12 protein-coding genes and 1 pseudogene are annotated in these 15,236 nt (G+C 68.6%); 6 read left to right on the top strand and 7 right to left on the bottom strand.

The window, feature by feature from the left end; all coding sequences use genetic code 11:
• Window positions 1-3 precede the first annotated feature (3 nt).
• Complete coding sequence (gene dxs / locus BGO20_RS08770) at window positions 4-1,914, bottom strand: 1-deoxy-D-xylulose-5-phosphate synthase (RefSeq protein ID WP_291661502.1); 1,911 nt, start codon at window positions 1,912-1,914, stop codon at window positions 4-6.
• 188 nt (window positions 1,915-2,102) lie between these two features.
• Between dxs and BGO20_RS08765 the strand changes: the two genes are divergently transcribed.
• Complete coding sequence (locus BGO20_RS08765) at window positions 2,103-3,332, top strand: MFS transporter (protein ID WP_291661501.1); 1,230 nt, start codon at window positions 2,103-2,105, stop codon at window positions 3,330-3,332.
• 28 nt (window positions 3,333-3,360) lie between these two features.
• Here BGO20_RS08765 and BGO20_RS08760 read toward each other — a convergent pair whose 3' ends face one another.
• From BGO20_RS08760 to BGO20_RS08740, 5 genes and pseudogenes are all read right to left on the bottom strand, one after another.
• Complete coding sequence (locus BGO20_RS08760; protein WP_362889452.1) at window positions 3,361-3,861, bottom strand: pirin family protein; 501 nt, start codon at window positions 3,859-3,861, stop codon at window positions 3,361-3,363.
• Window positions 3,862-3,876: 15 nt separating this feature from the next.
• Window positions 3,877-4,686, bottom strand: a pseudogene (locus BGO20_RS08755) (pirin family protein); the annotation flags it as partial.
• A 167-nt stretch (window positions 4,687-4,853) separates the two neighbouring features.
• A complete protein-coding gene (locus BGO20_RS08750) occupies window positions 4,854-5,111 on the bottom strand; it encodes an exodeoxyribonuclease VII small subunit (RefSeq protein ID WP_291661499.1) in 258 nt (85 codons plus the stop codon).
• Between the two features lie 76 nt (window positions 5,112-5,187).
• Complete coding sequence (locus tag BGO20_RS08745; protein WP_291661497.1) at window positions 5,188-5,652, bottom strand: Lrp/AsnC family transcriptional regulator; 465 nt, start codon at window positions 5,650-5,652, stop codon at window positions 5,188-5,190.
• 143 nt (window positions 5,653-5,795) lie between these two features.
• Window positions 5,796-6,308: a tyrosine phosphatase family protein gene (locus tag BGO20_RS08740; protein ID WP_291661495.1), complete on the bottom strand. Its 513-nt coding sequence runs from the start codon at window positions 6,306-6,308 to the stop codon at window positions 5,796-5,798.
• Window positions 6,309-6,423: 115 nt separating this feature from the next.
• On the opposite strand from BGO20_RS08740, the gene BGO20_RS08735 reads away from it, so the two are divergent.
• Window positions 6,424-6,984, top strand: coding sequence for an acyl-CoA thioesterase (locus BGO20_RS08735; protein ID WP_291661494.1), 561 nt, complete (start codon window positions 6,424-6,426; stop codon window positions 6,982-6,984).
• A gap of 3 nt (window positions 6,985-6,987) precedes the next feature.
• On the opposite strand, the gene BGO20_RS08730 is transcribed toward BGO20_RS08735, so the two are convergent.
• Entirely contained in the window at window positions 6,988-10,563 is a 3,576-nt protein-coding gene (locus tag BGO20_RS08730) for a hybrid sensor histidine kinase/response regulator (RefSeq protein ID WP_291661493.1), read from the bottom strand.
• 260 nt (window positions 10,564-10,823) lie between these two features.
• On the opposite strand from BGO20_RS08730, the gene mscL reads away from it, so the two are divergent.
• From mscL to BGO20_RS08710, 4 genes are all read left to right on the top strand, one after another.
• Window positions 10,824-11,243, top strand: coding sequence for a large conductance mechanosensitive channel protein MscL (gene mscL / locus BGO20_RS08725; RefSeq protein WP_291661491.1), 420 nt, complete (start codon window positions 10,824-10,826; stop codon window positions 11,241-11,243).
• 120 nt (window positions 11,244-11,363) lie between these two features.
• Entirely contained in the window at window positions 11,364-12,557 is a 1,194-nt protein-coding gene (locus BGO20_RS08720) for a pyridoxal phosphate-dependent aminotransferase (RefSeq protein ID WP_291661489.1), read from the top strand.
• A gap of 168 nt (window positions 12,558-12,725) precedes the next feature.
• Window positions 12,726-13,751, top strand: coding sequence for an AbrB family transcriptional regulator (locus BGO20_RS08715; RefSeq protein ID WP_291661487.1), 1,026 nt, complete (start codon window positions 12,726-12,728; stop codon window positions 13,749-13,751).
• A 118-nt stretch (window positions 13,752-13,869) separates the two neighbouring features.
• Window positions 13,870-15,225, top strand: a complete 1,356-nt coding sequence (locus tag BGO20_RS08710; protein WP_291661486.1) for a protoporphyrinogen/coproporphyrinogen oxidase — start codon at window positions 13,870-13,872, stop codon at window positions 15,223-15,225.
• The last annotated feature ends 11 nt before the right edge of the window (window positions 15,226-15,236 follow it).

Here is a 15,236-nt window from a genome sequence, read left to right as displayed (position 1 = left end):
AGCTCAGGCGCGCTTGATCGAGCTCGGGTTGCCGAGTGCGCCTTCGACAGCCTTCACGATCCCGGCCGCGTCGAGCCCCGCAGCGGCATACATGGCGTCGGGCTTGTCCTGATCCTGGAAGACGTCCGGCAGCGTCAGCGAGCGAACCTTCAGGCCTGAATCGAGCAAGCCGCTCTGCGCCAGCAGGTGCAGCACATGGCTGCCGAAGCCCCCGACCGAGCCTTCCTCGATCGTGATCAGGATGTCGTGCTCGCGGGCGAGCTTGAGGATCAGCCCTTCGTCGAGCGGCTTGGCGAAGCGCGCATCGGCCACGGTGGCTGAGAGGCCGCGCTGCGCCAGCAGCTCTGCGGCCTTGAGGCTTTCGCCGAGCCGGGTGCCGAGCGAGAGCAAGGCGATCTGCGTGCCCTCGCGGACGATGCGGCCTTTGCCGATCTCGAGCGGCACGCCGACATCGGGGATCTCCACGCCGACGCCCTCGCCGCGCGGGTAGCGGAAAGCGATCGGACCGGCGTCGTAGGCGGCCGCGGTCGCGACCATATGGGTCAGCTCGGCCTCGTCGGCCGCCGCCATCACCACCATGTCGGGCAGGCAGGCGAGATAGGCAATGTCGAAGGAGCCGGCATGCGTCGCGCCGTCGGCGCCGACGAGCCCGGCCCGGTCGAGCGCGAAGCGGACGGGCAGCTTCTGGATCGCCACGTCATGCACGATCTGGTCGTAGGCGCGCTGCATGAAGGTCGAGTAGATAGCGACGAAGGGCTTGTAGCCCTCGGTGGCGAGCCCGGCGGCGAAGGTCACCGCATGCTGCTCGGCGATGCCGACGTCGAAAGTGCGGCCCGGGAACTCCTTGCCGAAGGCGTCGAGACCGGTTCCCGACGGCATGGCGGCGGTCACCGCGACGATCTTGTCGTCCTCCCGCGCCTGCTTGATCAGCGCTTGGGCGAAGACGGCGGTGTAGCTCGGCGCATTGGCGGGCGCCTTGGCCTGCAGGCCGGTGACCGGGTCGAACTTGACCACGGCATGGTACTTGTCAGGCGTCGCCTCGGCCGGGGCGTAGCCCTTGCCCTTCTGCGTGACGACATGGACCAGGATCGGCCCGTTGCCGGCGTCGCGGACATTGCGCAGCACCGGCAGCAGATGGTCGAGATTGTGCCCGTCGATCGGCCCGACATAGTAGAAGCCGAGCTCCTCGAACATGGTCCCGCCGGTCCAGAAGCCGCGGGCATATTCCTCGGTCCGCCTCGCCTTGTCGTGGAAGAAGCGCGGCAGCTTCTCGGCGAGCTGCTTGGCGACCTCGCGCAGCGAGCGATAGGTCCGGCCCGAGACGAGCCGCGCCAGATAGGCCGACATCGCGCCGACGGGCGGAGCGATCGACATGTCGTTGTCGTTGAGGATGACGATCAGCCGCGAATCGAGCGCCCCGGCATTGTTCATCGCCTCATAGGCCATGCCGGCCGACATGGCGCCGTCGCCGATCACGGCGATGACGTTGTTCTTGCGGCCTGCGAGGTCGCGCGCCACCGCCATGCCGAGCCCGGCCGAGATCGAGGTCGAGGAATGCGCCGCGCCGAACGGGTCGTAGGGACTCTCGGCGCGCTTGGTGAAGCCGGAGAGGCCGCCGCCCTGGCGCAGCGTGCGGATCCGGTCGCGGCGGCCGGTGAGAATCTTGTGCGGATAGGCCTGGTGGCCGACATCCCAGATCAGCCGGTCGCGCGGCGTGTCGAAGACATGATGCAGGGCGACCGTGAGCTCGACTACGCCTAAGCCCGCGCCGAGATGGCCGCCGGTGACCGAGACGGCATCGATGGTCTCCTGCCGCAGTTCTTCGGCGAGCTGGCGCAGCTGCGTGTCGTCGAGCCTGCGGAGATCGGCCGGGTCGTGAATGGTGTCGAGGAGCGGCGTGACGGGGCGGGGCACGAGGCAATCTGATCCTTCGGTGATGTCGTCTGGAATAAAGCTTACGCGGCGCGCTGGCAAACCGGAGCTGAAACGGCCGTCGACCCTGGTGCCGGCTGTGGCTGCCGTGGCCGCTTTCCACGAAACGGGTGGTTCCGGCGCCGAAGACGCACTTCAGTGCGCCGACGATCTTTCCAAGGACCTCGGCGATGAATCCCACTGACAATGCCCCGCTTCCGGCAGCCTTCCGGCGCATCGGCTGGTCCAATCTCTGCGCCCAGTTCTCCGAGCAGGTCGCACTGGCGGCCGCGCCCCTGGCCGCAGTTCTGCTGCTATCCGCCGGGCCCGCCGAGACCGGTTGGCTGCAGACGGCGCAGACCCTGCCGTTCCTCCTGCTCTCGATCCCGGCCGGACTGATCGTCGACCGCGCCTCGCGGCGCCGGCTGATGGTCGGCACGGAAGCGTTGCGCGCGCTGTCGCTGCTCGCCATTCCGCTGTTGCTGGCCGCGGGAGGGCTCAACCTGCCCTGGCTCGCCATGCTCGGTGCGCTCGGAGCGGTCGGCACGGTCTGCTACAGCGTGGCGGCCCCGGCCTTCGTGCCGTCCGTGGTGCCACGCCAGCGCCTGGCGGATGCCAATCGCTGGCTCGAGCTGGCTCGCAGCGTCGCCTATGCCGGCGGGCCGGCGCTCGGCGGGGCGCTCGTGGGCTGGATCGGTGTCTCCTCGGCGTACGGTTTGGCGGCGGCGCTCTCCATCCTCGCCGTGGTCCTGCTGGCGGGACTGCCCAAGGACGAGCCGCGCTCCGGGCCGCAACGGGACCTGCTGCATGATCTGGGGGAGGGCGCCCGCTTCGCTGCCGGTCACGACCTGCTCCGGCCGATCCTGCTGACGGCCGTCTTCTTCAACCTCTCCTGGTTTATCCTGCAGGCGGTCTATGTCGCCTACGCGGTGCAAACCCTCGGCCTGAGCGCGACGGAGGTCGGCGCGACGCTCGGCATCTATGGCGCGGGCATGATCGTCGGAGCAGCGCTTGCGCCCGCCATCGCCCGGCGGCTCTCCTTCGGCGCACTTGTCCTGCTCGGCCCGCTCTGTGGCCTCTGCGCCGCGAGCGTGATGCTCGCCACGCTGTGGCTTCCATCCGTCGTTCTCGTGGGGACGAGCTTCTTCCTGTTCGGCGTCGGGCCGATCATCTGGACGATCTCGACGATGACATTGCGTCAGGCGGTGACGCCCAATGCCATGCTCGGCCGCGTCTCGGCCCTGATCATGACGGCGACCTTCGGCGCACGGCCGCTGGGCGCTGCGATCGGCGCCGCGGTCGCGGCGCAGGCCGGCACCGCCGCCTGCCTGGCGCTGGCGACGGTGGGCTTCCTGATCCAGCTCCTCGTCATCGGCTTTTCGCGGGTGCCGAGGCTGCGGGATATCGCCGAGCTCGCTTGAGCAGAATGTCGGCTGCCGGCGAGCTCGATCAGCCTTCCGGCAGCGGGATGAACTCCTTGTCGTCGCCGGGCACGGTATCGAAGCGGCCGGTCTTCCACTCTTCCTTGGCCTGGTCGATGCGCTCCTTCGACGACGAGACGAAGTTCCACCAGATGTGGCGCTGTCCGTCCATCGGCTCGCCGCCGACGATCATCACGCGGGCCTGGTCGATGGCGAGGATCGAGATGCGGTCGCCCGGCTTGAAGACGAGGAGCTGGCCGGCGCCGAACTCGTCGCCGGCGATGTCGACCTTGCCGGAGACGATGTAGATCGCGCGCTCGTCATAGTCGGGGTCGAGCGGCAGGATCGCGCCCGGCGAGAGCACGGCCTCCGCATAGAGTGCGTCCCAGGGAAACTTGACCGGCGAGGTCTGGCCATAGGCCGAGCCCATGATCAGGCTGATCCGCTTGCCGCCCTCGACGATGCGGGGCAGGTCCTGCGCGCCGTGATGCTTGAACTCGGGCGCGACCTCCTCATGCGTCTTCGGCAGGGCGAGCCAGGCCTGGATGCCGTAGAGCTTGGGGCCGGTGGCGCGGGCTTCCATGCCGGTGCGCTCGGAATGGACGATGCCGCGCCCGGCGGTCATCAGGTTCCGGTCGCCCGGCTTGAAGACGAGGAGCTGGCCGGCGCCGAACTCGTCGCCGGCGATGTCGACCTTGCCGGAGACGATGTAGATCGCGCGCTCGTCATAGTCGGGGTCGAGCGGCAGGATCGCGCCCGGCGAGAGCACGGCCTCCGCATAGAGTGCGTCCCAGGGAAACTTGACCGGCGAGGTCTGGCCATAGGCCGAGCCCATGATCAGGCTGATCCGCTTGCCGCCCTCGACGATGCGGGGCAGGTCCTGCGCGCCGTGATGCTTGAACTCGGGCGCGACCTCCTCATGCGTCTTCGGCAGGGCGAGCCAGGCCTGGATGCCGTAGAGCTTGGGGCCGGTGGCGCGGGCTTCCATGCCGGTGCGCTCGGAATGGACGATGCCGCGCCCGGCGGTCATCAGGTTCACCGCGCCCGGCTTGATCGCGAGCGCGGTGCCCAGCGAGTCGCGATGCATGATCTCGCCGTCGAAGAGATAGGTCACGGTCGAGAGCCCGATATGCGGATGCGGCCGCACGTCGAGCCCTTCGCCGAGATGGAACTCGGCCGGGCCCATCTGGTCGAAGAAGATGAAGGGGCCGACCATGCGCTGGCCGATCGCCGGCAGCGCCCGGCGGACCTGGAAGCCGCCGAGGTCATGGGAGCGCGGCACGATCACCTTCTCGATCGCCTCGCAGGAGCGGGCATCGCCCAGGATCGGATCGTCGGCGGGGAGTTGCGACATGAGGGCCTCCTTGGTTGAGGCCGAATCTGACCCCGTGGAGGCGCTCAGGCAAGCGCCCGGTCGCAACCGGGCGCTGGCAGAAATGCAATGCCGCGGCACCCGGGGCGCCGCGGCATTGCAAAATTGGTTCGTTTTGTTTGTCCCGGTGCGGAGGCGCTGCCGGGGGCTCAGTTCTCGACGTCGAGCAGGGTCGCGCCCGTCGGCTTGCCGTCGGCGCCGAGCGTGATGCGCTCGATCCGGGCTTCCGCCTGCTTCAGCAGCGCGTCGCAGCGCGCCTTCAAAGCCTCGCCGCGCGTGTAGATCGCGATCGATTCCTCGAGCGGGACGTCGCCGCGCTCCAGCCGCGCGACGATGCCTTCGAGCTCCTTCATTGCCGCCTCGAAGGGCAGGGCGGCGACATCGGCGTTGGTCTTCTCTTCGCTCACGGCCTGATTCCTCTTTGCGGGAGAGTTTATCGGCCGGAGCGCGGCTGGCCGCAACCCGCTTCGCGCCGCTCCTGACTCAGACCGGCAGCGCCGAGGTCTTCTTGATCGTGCGCAAGGTCAGCGTCGACTGCACGCGGGTGACGCCGGGCAATTGCGTGATGATGTCGGTGTGGATGCGCTCGAAATCGGCGCTGTCGCGATAGATCACCCGCATCAGATAATCGTGGGCGCCGGCCAGCAGATGGCATTCGAGGATCTCGGGCAGGTTCTGCACGGCCTGCTCGAAACTCTCCAGCGAGGCGCGGCCCTGCTGGTCGAGCGTGACGAAGACGAAGGCCGTACCGGGGAAGCCCGCGATCTTGTCGTCGAGCATCATCGCATAGCCGCGGATAAGGCCGCTGTCCTCGAGCTGGCGCACGCGCCGGAGGCAGGCGGAGGGCGACAGGTGCACCTTCTCGGCCAGGTCCGAATTGGTGATGCGCCCGTCCTGCTGGAGGATCCGCAGAATCGAGCGGTCGCGTGAATCCAGTTCGATCGTCATGATGCCGGTATTGCCTCCCGCGCGATCAATCGTCGCAAAATTGATGGAAAGCAAGCAATCTTCTGTATCGTTGCGCGGCTGATGCCGCATCATTCACGGCAAGGAGTGCTTCACCCGCATGAAATTGCTGCGCCGGTCCGCGCTCAGTCCAGACCGAGGACGAAGGGCGTGCCTTCGAAGGCGTCGGCGCCGCGGCCGATGCGCCGGATGGCCCGCACCATTCGCCCGCCACGGCCGAGGAGCTCATCGGCGAGGGCGACGAGCCGGGCATTGGGCGTGGCCGAGGGCGAGGCCAGGCGCAGCGCATCGGCCGCTGCGTCCTCGTCGCGTGCCGGCGCCAGGGCGCAGGCCGTGATATAGGCCGCGGCGGTGGAGCGGCTGATGCCGGCCCAGCAATGGATGACGAGCGGCGCGGCGCGGTCCCAGCCGCGCACGAAGGCGACCAGGCGTTCGACATGCTCCCGTCCGGCCAGTACATGGCCTTCCGTCGGCTGGCTGATGTCGGACATCCCGAGGAAGAGATGCCGGCCTTCGGCAATACCGGGTGGGCGCTCGACCGGGGTGGCGAGATTGATCAACGAGACGAGGTGGCTCGCGCCGCAGGCGGCGACGGTCGCGTCGAGCTTCGACAGTGGCGAGACGTGCAGGGTCGGCAAGACCGAGGCTCCGTTGCTGCGTTGTGGCGGCATCGGACGATAGCATGATCGACAGCGGTGCCGCTTGCGTGACATGGCATCGAAGTCTTGCCTCTCCACAACCGCGACGGTGGTCATGAACCTCTGGCTTCGCCTCCTCTGGCTGCTGGCCACTTTCCGGATGCGTCCGCGCCTGGCCCTGCCGGGCGGGGCTTCGCTGCTGCCCTTCCGGGTCTGGTTCCACGATCTCGACACCAGCCTGCATCTGAACAATGGCCGCTACTGGACGCTGATGGATCTGGGCCGCACCGATCTGGTGCTGCGCAGCGGCCTGTGGCGGGCGATCCTGCGGCATCGCTGGGTGCCCGTGGTCAATGCCGGCACCATCCGCTTCCGGCGGGAGATGCGGCTCTTCCGCACTTTCGACTTGGAAACCCGCATCCTGTGCTGGCGCGAGAACTGGTTGGTGATGCAGCATCGCATGCTGATGCGCGGGCGCGACGGTACCGAGATCGTTGCCGCCGTCGCGCTCGTGCGGGCAGCCATCTACGATCGCGATGCGAAGGCCTACGTGCCGGTCTCGCGACTGCTGCGCGAGATCGGCGTCGCGGCGGAAAGCCCGCCGCCCAGCCCCGAGGTCGAGGCCTTTCTGGCATCGGAGGAGGTCCTGCGCAGCGCCGCCGCCAGCGAACGCTGACGCCTATTCGGCGGCCAGCCTCGTCGCGCGCCACTGCGCCAGCAGGGCCCGCAGCGCGGCCGGCTTCAGCGGCTTGTTCAGCATGTGCACGTCAAGCGCGGCAGCGGCCTCGCGGACATGCGGCGTGCGGTCCGCCGTCAGCAGGATCGCTGGCATCGGCGCGCGGGCGCGGGCCCTCAGCGAGCTGATCGCGGTCAGGCCGTTGCCGTGGTCGAGATGATAGTCGGCGATCACGACGTCCGGCTCGGCCTTGCCGCCGACATGGGGCAGTGCCTCGTCGAGGCCAGCCGCGATCGTGACCCGGCAGCCCCAGCCTTCGAGCAGGCGCTTCATCCCGTCGAGGATCGCCGGCTCGTTGTCGATGACGAGCAGCCGCATTCCGGCGAGCTGCCCGGCCGGAGACTGGCGGGTGGCGGTGGCGGTGGCCATTGCCGGGAGCGGGGCGGCACGCGGCACGGTGAGCGAGAAGCGCGTGCCGCGGCCCGGGGCGGAATCCAGCGTCAGCGCGTGGTCGAGCGCGCGTGCGATGCGCTGCACGATGGAGAGGCCCAGGCCGAGGCCGCGCGCGACACGCGCCCCTTGGTCGAGCCTCTGGAACTCGCGGAACACGGTCTTCTGCTTGCTCTGCGGGATGCCGAGGCCGGTGTCGATGACCTCGACGGCGACCTGCCCCTCGCGCCGCCGGCAGCCGACCAGGACCTTGCCGTTCGGCGTATATTTGATGGCGTTCGAGATCAGGTTCTGCAGCAGCCGCCTGAGCAGGCGCCGGTCCGAGCGCACTGCGAGGCCGGTCGGCACGAAGACGAGCTTCAATCCCCGTTCCTGCGCGCTCGGCTCGAACTCGCGCTGAAGCTGGCGCATCAGCTCGTCGAGGCGGAACGAGGTCAGCTCCGGCCGCAGCGCGCCCCCGTCCAGCCGCGAGATTTCCAGCAGTGCGGTCAGGATCTCCTCCACCGCGTCGAGCGAGGCGTCGATGTTCTCGGCGAGGTCGGGCTGGCCGGCGGACCGGTCCCGCTCCACCAGCGAGGTCGCGTAGAGGCGGGCGGCGTTGAGCGGCTGCAGGATGTCGTGGCTCGCGGCCGCGAGGAAGCGGGTCTTGGAGAGATTTGCGGCCTCGGCCTCGGCCTTGGCCCGCTGGAGCTCGGCGTTGACGTGCAGCAGTTCCTCGGTGCGCTCGGCGACGCGCTTCTCGAGGCTCTCGTTGGCCCGCTCCAGCTTCTCCTCGCCCGCCACGGTCTCGGTGATGTCCGTGTAGGTGGTGACGAAGCCGCCGTCCGGCAGCGGATTGGTCCGCACCTCGATCACGGTCTTCGACGGAAAGAGCTTGAGGCGGACCGGCTCGCGATCCCTGACGAAGCTTTCGAGCCGCGCCGCCATCAGTTCGTCCTGAGCCCCGTCGCCATAGGCTCCGCGCGCGGCGTTGTAGCGCACGATCTCGTCGAGTCCGGTGCCGAACCGCACCAGCGACGGCGGCAGGTCGTAGAGCCGCAGGAAGGCCTGGTTCCAGGCGAGCAGCCGGAGGTCGCGGTCAAGGACCGTGATGCCCTGGCCGGCATGGTCGAGGCCGTGCTGGAGGATGTCGCGGTTGTATTGCAGCGCGGCCGAGGCATCGTCCAGCAGCTTGAAGGCGGCCTCGGTCGAGAGATTGCGCTTCTTCAGCAGCAGCGACAGCACCAGCCGGGAGGAGGCCGCCCCGATCGCCGAGGACAGGAGATGCTCGCCGAAGCGCAGCAGATGGATGTCGGCGTCGCGTCCGGCCTCCGGCTTTTCGCCGCGGCTGAGGTTGAAGCTCTCGAAGGCGCGCTCCGTGCGCTCCTGGCCGAGATAGCGGGCGATGGTCGCCTGCAGCTCGCCTTCGGTGACGCTGGTGCGCCAGAGCGAGAAGGTCTGCGCCATGGTCGCCCGGTCGGATTCCACGAAGGCGTTGGCCTGCAGCCGTTCCATCGCATTCGCCGGCCGCAGCAGGGAGAAGCCGACATAGGCGAGGATGTTGAGGCCCAGGCTCCAGACCACGCCATGCGTCAGCGGCGGCATGCCGAGCCCGAAGAGCGCTTCCGGCCGCAGCATGTCGGTGCCGAACGGGCCATGGGCGACCACGTCGCTCCACCAGCTTCCGGGAATGGCAAGGCTCGGCATCAGCAGCGTATAGGCCCAGACCAGCGTGCCGATGGCGAGGCCCGCCACGGCGCCCAGCGCGGTGCCGCGTCGCCAGACCAGCCCTCCGAGGAAGGCCGGGGCGATCTGCGCTGTCGCCGCGAAGGACAGCAGGCCGATCGAGACCAGGGCGGCCTCGCCGGCCGCGCGGTAGTAGGCATAGCCCAGCAGGATGACGAGGAAGATGCTCACGCGGCGGATGATGACCACCTGCGAGCCGAGGTCGCCGCCGAGATTGGTGTTGGCCGAGGTCCAGGCGCTGGTCTGGGCCGTCCCGCCCTTCGGCTCGCTGAGCGCCCTGCGGCCGCGCAGCAGCAGTGGCATCACCAGATGGTTCGAGATCATGATCGCCAGGGCGACCGAGGCGACGATGACCATCGCCGTCGCCGCCGACAGGCCGCCGACGAAGACGAACAGCGCGGCCATTCCCGCGCCGTGCTGAAGCGGCAGGAGCAGCACCGTCATGTCGCGATCGACGCCGGTGCCCGGCATCAGGATTTCTCCTGCCGCTGCCAGCGGCAGGACGAAGAGATTGATCAGCAGGAGATAGAGCGGGAACATCCAGGCCGCACGGCGCACGTCGCGGCGGTCGCGGTTCTCGACGATCGCCATGTGGAACTGTCGCGCCAGCAGCAGCGCTGCGCAGCCCGACAGCAGCGTCAGCGTCAGGAAGCCCGGCAGGCTCGAGGTTCGCTCCCAGATCGGCGGCAGCCCCGCCGGGGGCGCTGCGGCCGCACGGCCCAGGAGATCGCCCATGCCGTCGAACAGCCCGTAGACGATGTAGAGGCCGAGGACGAGGAAGGCGACGAGCTTGACGAGGGACTCCGCGGCGATGGCCAGAACGAGCCCGTCCTGATGTTCGGTGGCGTCGATATGGCGGGTGCCGAAGGCGCAGGCGAAGCCGGCGAGCACCATGGCGACCAGGAAGGCCAGATCGCTCAGCACCGGCACGTTCGCGACGGGGGAATGGCCGCCGGTGGCGGCGAGGAACACGGAGAGCGAGTTGGCGACCGCCTTGAGTTGCAGCGCGATGTAGGGCAGGGCGCCGATGACGGCGACGATGCAGACCAGCGCCGCCACCCGCTCGCTCTTGCCATAGCGCGCGCCGACGAAGTCGGCGACCGAGGTGATGTTCTGCGACTTGGCTATTCCGACGATCCGTTCGACGAAGCGGTGACCCAGGCCGATCACCAGGATCGGCCCGACATAGATGCCGAGAAAGTCGAAGCCGGCCAGGTTGGCGAAGCCGACGGAGCCGTAGAAAGTCCAGGAGGTGCAGTAGACGCCGAGCGCCAGCGCATAGATCGTCGGGCGCGCGCGCCCGGTCATCAGGCGGCGGCCCGACGTATCGGCCGTATGTGCGACCGCGAAGAGACCGCACAGATAGGCGAGCGCGACCAGGACGACGGACCAGGCCGGAATCACTGTGCGATCTCCCGCCAGACTGCCTGCAATCGACGACGCAAAGCTGACCGCATGACCTTCCGTTTCAGGTTTTCGGGCAGTCTAGCGGCCGGCCAATCGCTCCGCCACAGGTCATTCGTCTTGGTCGTCCCCAGATTATTTCGCGCAGACCGCGCCTGATGCTGCTCTGGCTCCCCGGCGGGCTTTTCCTGGCACCTCTGCGTCGTCTACGCTGCCCGTGCCGATGGGCAGGTCCTGGCGATTTTGAGGAAAGGTGCAGCATGCTCGAGGAATTCAAGAAATTCGCGCTGCGGGGCAACGTCATCGATCTCGCGATCGGTGTGGTCATCGGCGCCGCTTTCGGCAAGATCGTCGACTCCCTGGTCAACGACATCATCATGCCCTTTATCGGTGCCCTCGGCGGCGTCGACTTCTCGAATTACTTCGTCGGACTGAACAGCGGCGTCACCGCGACGACGCTGGCGGAGGCCAAGAAGCAGGGCGCGGTCCTCGCCTACGGCAACTTCATCACGGTCGCGGTCAACTTCATCATCATCGCCTTCGTGTTGTTCCTCGTCGTCAAGGGCATCAACATGCTTCAGGCCAAGAAGGCGGAGGCACCGGCCGCGCCGGCCGCGAAGCCGGACGATGTCGTGCTGCTCGGCGAGATCCGCGATCTCCTCAAGCAGAAGACGGTCTGACGGCGCATCGCATCGGTCGCGATTCATCACCGCGACCGATCGACCCGATCTCGCGATTTCATGCCGGGCGGCGCCGTCATCGGCTAAAGCTGTGCCATGGCAATCGCGAGGTTGAACCCGATGAATTTCGTCGCTCCCACGGGCAGCACCTTGATCCCCGATCTGCGGCCGGAGGCGCGGGAGGCGCCTGAAAGCGGCATCGTCGAGGTGATGAATTACGGCCGGCTGCGGGAGGGCTTGATCCCGCTTTGGGTCGGCGAGGGTGACCTGCCGACCCCCGCCTTCATCCGTGAGGCCGCAGCCCGCTCTCTGGCCGCCGGCGAGACGTTCTACACCTGGCAGCGCGGTATTCCGGAGCTGCGCGAGGCGCTGGCGCGCTATCACGAGCGTCTCTACGGCCAGCCCTTCTCGCCGGAGCGCTTTTATGTCACCGGCTCGGGCATGCAGTCGCTCCAGATCGCGGTGCGGATGATCGCGGGCACCGGCGACGAGCTCATCATTCCGACGCCGGCCTGGCCGAATTTCGTCGCTGCGGCGAGCGTCGGCGGCGCGAGGCCGGTCTGCGTCCCGATGGACTACGAGCAGGGGCGCTTCACGCTCGATCTCGGCAAGCTCGAGGCCGCGATCACGCCGAGGACGCGCGGCATGCTGATCAACTCGCCCGCCAATCCGACGGGCTGGACCGCGACGCGGGAGGAGCAGGAGGCGCTGCTGGCGCTCTCGCGCAAGCACGGCATCTGGATCGTCGCGGACGAAATCTACGGCCGCTTCGTCTATGACGGCTCGGCGCGGGCCCCGTCCTTCCACGACATCATCGCTGAAGAGGATCGGGTCCTTTTCGTCCAGACCTTCTCGAAGAACTGGGCGATGACCGGCTGGCGCATCGGCTGGATCGAGGCGCCGACCGCGCTGGGCCAGGTCATCGAGAACCTCGTACAGTACTCGACCTCGGGCTCGCCGGTCTTCGTGCAGCGCGCTGCCGTTGCGGCGCTTGACGAAGGCGAGAGCTTCATCGCCGAGCAGATCGCGCGCGCCGCCGAGGGCCGCCGGATCGTCTACGAAGGGCTGAAGGCGACCAACCGCGTCTCGCTCTCGGCCCCGGTCGGTGCCTTCTATCAGTTCTTCTCCGTCGACGGCCGTGAGGATTCCCGGGCGCTCGCGCTCGATCTGATCGACAAGGCCAATGTCGGGCTGGCGCCGGGCCTCGCTTTCGGCCCGGGCGGGGAGAAGGGCCTGCGGCTCTGCTTCGCCCGCAAGTCATCCGACCTGACGGAAGCCGTGGCCCGGCTGCAGAAGGCGCTGATGGCGGCCTGACCGCCCGCCGCGCAAGGCGGCCCTGCGTGGGCCGTCGGGCGGCGCGGTTGACCGCCGCCTCGGCCGTGGCCATGAACGCCCGGCGCCGTCGACGCGGCGCTTCGGGGCAGAATGAGAGTTTTCGGCTACCCTTCCTCGCGATCGGCGATCCTGGGGCGCGAAGCGGTCGTGATCGCGATCGCGGCGACCGGCGGCGCCCTGTTCGCGACGCTCGGCATGCCGGCGGCCTGGTTGTCGGGCTCGATGCTGCTCAGCACCGTCGTGGCGCTGATCCGGCCGCTGCCGGCACTGCGGCGCCCCTGGTTCGATTCGACGATGCTGCTGTCGGGCACGATCCTCGGCTCGGCCGCGACGCCGGAGGCCCTGGCCGCGCTCGGCCGCTACCCCGCCTCGCTGGCCATGCTGCTCGTCGGCGTCGCCGCGATCATGCTCTCGACCGGGGCCTATCTGCGCCATGTCGCGCGCTGGCCCTGGATCGATGCCTTGCTCGCGGCTGCCCCGGGCGCGCTCTCGACCGTGCTGGCGATCGCCCAGGCGAAGGGCGCCAATATCGGCCGCATCTCCGTCGTTCAGCTCTTCCGGCTTCTGGTGCTCGTCGCCTTCCTGCCGAGCCTGATGCAGGCGACCGGCACGTCGGCGGGCGCGCCGGCGCCTGTGCTGAGCCCGGTCGGTCCGGCCGTCATGCTCGGGCTGACCATGGCAGGGCTTGTGCTCGGGTTGGGCTTCGAGCGCGTCGGTCTCGCGGCGCCGTTGATGTTCGGCGCGACGTTCTCCAGCGCGATCTTCCACGGTACCGGGCTGGTGGAAGGCAGCCTGCCCATGCCGATTCAGATCGCCGTGCAGATCCTGCTGGGCTCGACGATCGGCGGCCGCATCGCCCATATTCCGCGCAGGGAGCTTCGCGGCCTGTTTCCGCTGGCGGTCGGAGGCTTTGCGGTCTCGATGGGCGTCGCCTTCCTCTTCGCCTGGCCGGCGGCTCTCCTGGCCGGCGTGCCCTACGCCAGCGGCATGGCCGCCTTCGCACCGGGCGGGCTCGAGGCCATGGCCATGCTCGCCTTCGCCATGGGGCTGGATACGCTCTATGTCGGGGCTCACCACCTCGTGCGTTTCGTGGTCATCGGCCTGGCGATGCCGCTGGTGCTGACCCGCATCCGGGACGAGCCGCGAGGCTCCGGTCAGCCGCCGCGCGATTAGCCTTAACGATTCATGACGATTGCTTTCCTCGATTGCGAGGTCGGTTCAAGCCGGGATTCATCCGCTCCTGCTAGGGCAATTGCTGCCGGACCTTGCCGGCATGTCCGGAGGAGCGGCCATGAACATCGCTGTCAAGGCGCCGGCGGTCTGGCGCCGCCTGGCGCGGCCTGTGGCCGTCATCGGGGCCGGCATCGCCGGCCTGACGGCCGCCGCGGAGCTGGAGCGGCGGGGGCTTCAGGCTGCTGTGTTCGAGACCGGCCGCGCGGTCGGCGGAATGGCCGCTTCGTTCAAGGACGCTGACGGCTACAGCTATGATTTCGGGGCGCATTTCGTCAGCAACCGGCTGGCGCGTGCGCTGGGAGCCGAGGACATCTCGCATACGGTCGGCCATTACGGCGAGGCCGTGGCGCTGCGGGGACGCAGCTACGCCTATCCGTTCGGCCTCGCCGCTTCGCCGCGCTATGCCGCCAGCGCCCTCGCGGCCCGGCTGAAGCCCGGCAGTGTCGAGAGCGCCGCCGACTGGTTCCGCAATGCCTACGGGGCGGCGCTGGCCGAGGACGTCGCGATCCCGCTGGCGGAGGCCTGGTCCGGCGCTCCGGCCTCGGAACTCTCGCCGGCCGTCGGCCAGAAGCTTTCGGCCGGGGTTCTGAAGACGCTCTATCTCAAGGCCGCCTCGCGTCTGACCGGGCGTGCGGTCTGCAACGGATACTCGCATGAGATGCCGGAAAGCGCGGCCGTCTATCACGTCTATCCGGAGGGCGGCGTCTCGCGGCTGCTGGAGCCGACGCTGAAGCGGGTCGGCCACCGCGTCGCGCTGGAATCGCGGGTCGAGCGCATCTTCGTCGAGGGCGGCCGTGTCGTCGCCGTCAGGGTGAACGGCCGCGAGGTCGGCGTCTCGGCCGCGGTCAGCACCGCGCCCGTACACGTTCTGCCGCGCCTCGTGGAGGGGACTGACAAGCTCGACGAGCTCGCCCGGTTCCGCTACCGGCCGATGATCTTCGTCAACCTGCGCTTCGAAGGGCGAAATCTCCTGCCGGATACCATGTTGTGGGTGCCGGACCGGTCGCAGCCGTTCTTCCGGGTCACCGAGGCGCCGTTCTCTATGCCCTGGCTTGCTCCGGAGGGGCGCACGCAACTGACCTTCGACATCGGTTGTGAGGTCGGCGATGCCCATTGGTCGATGTCGGACGAGGACCTCGCCCGGATCTGCCTCGACGGGCTGTGTCGGATCTATCCGCATCTGCGTGCGCGCTACATCGGCGCCGGCGGCATGCTGAAGACGCCCTTTGCCTATCCGGTCTATCTGTCGCGCTACGAGCGGCGGCGGCAGGAGTTCGCTCGCGAAACCGGCGTCGCGGGCCTCTACAGCATCGGCCGCAACGGCGAGTTCGCCCATCTGCTGATGGAGGACATCTACTGGCGCACGCTGAAGCGCATGCAGCAGGTCGCCGACTATGTCGGGCAGGACGTGTAGCCGGCGGTGGC

Source organism: Allobosea sp. 67-29 (assembly GCF_001898115.1).
Taxonomy (GTDB): domain Bacteria; phylum Pseudomonadota; class Alphaproteobacteria; order Rhizobiales; family Beijerinckiaceae; genus Allobosea.
This window is presented reverse-complemented; position numbering and strand designations above follow the sequence as displayed.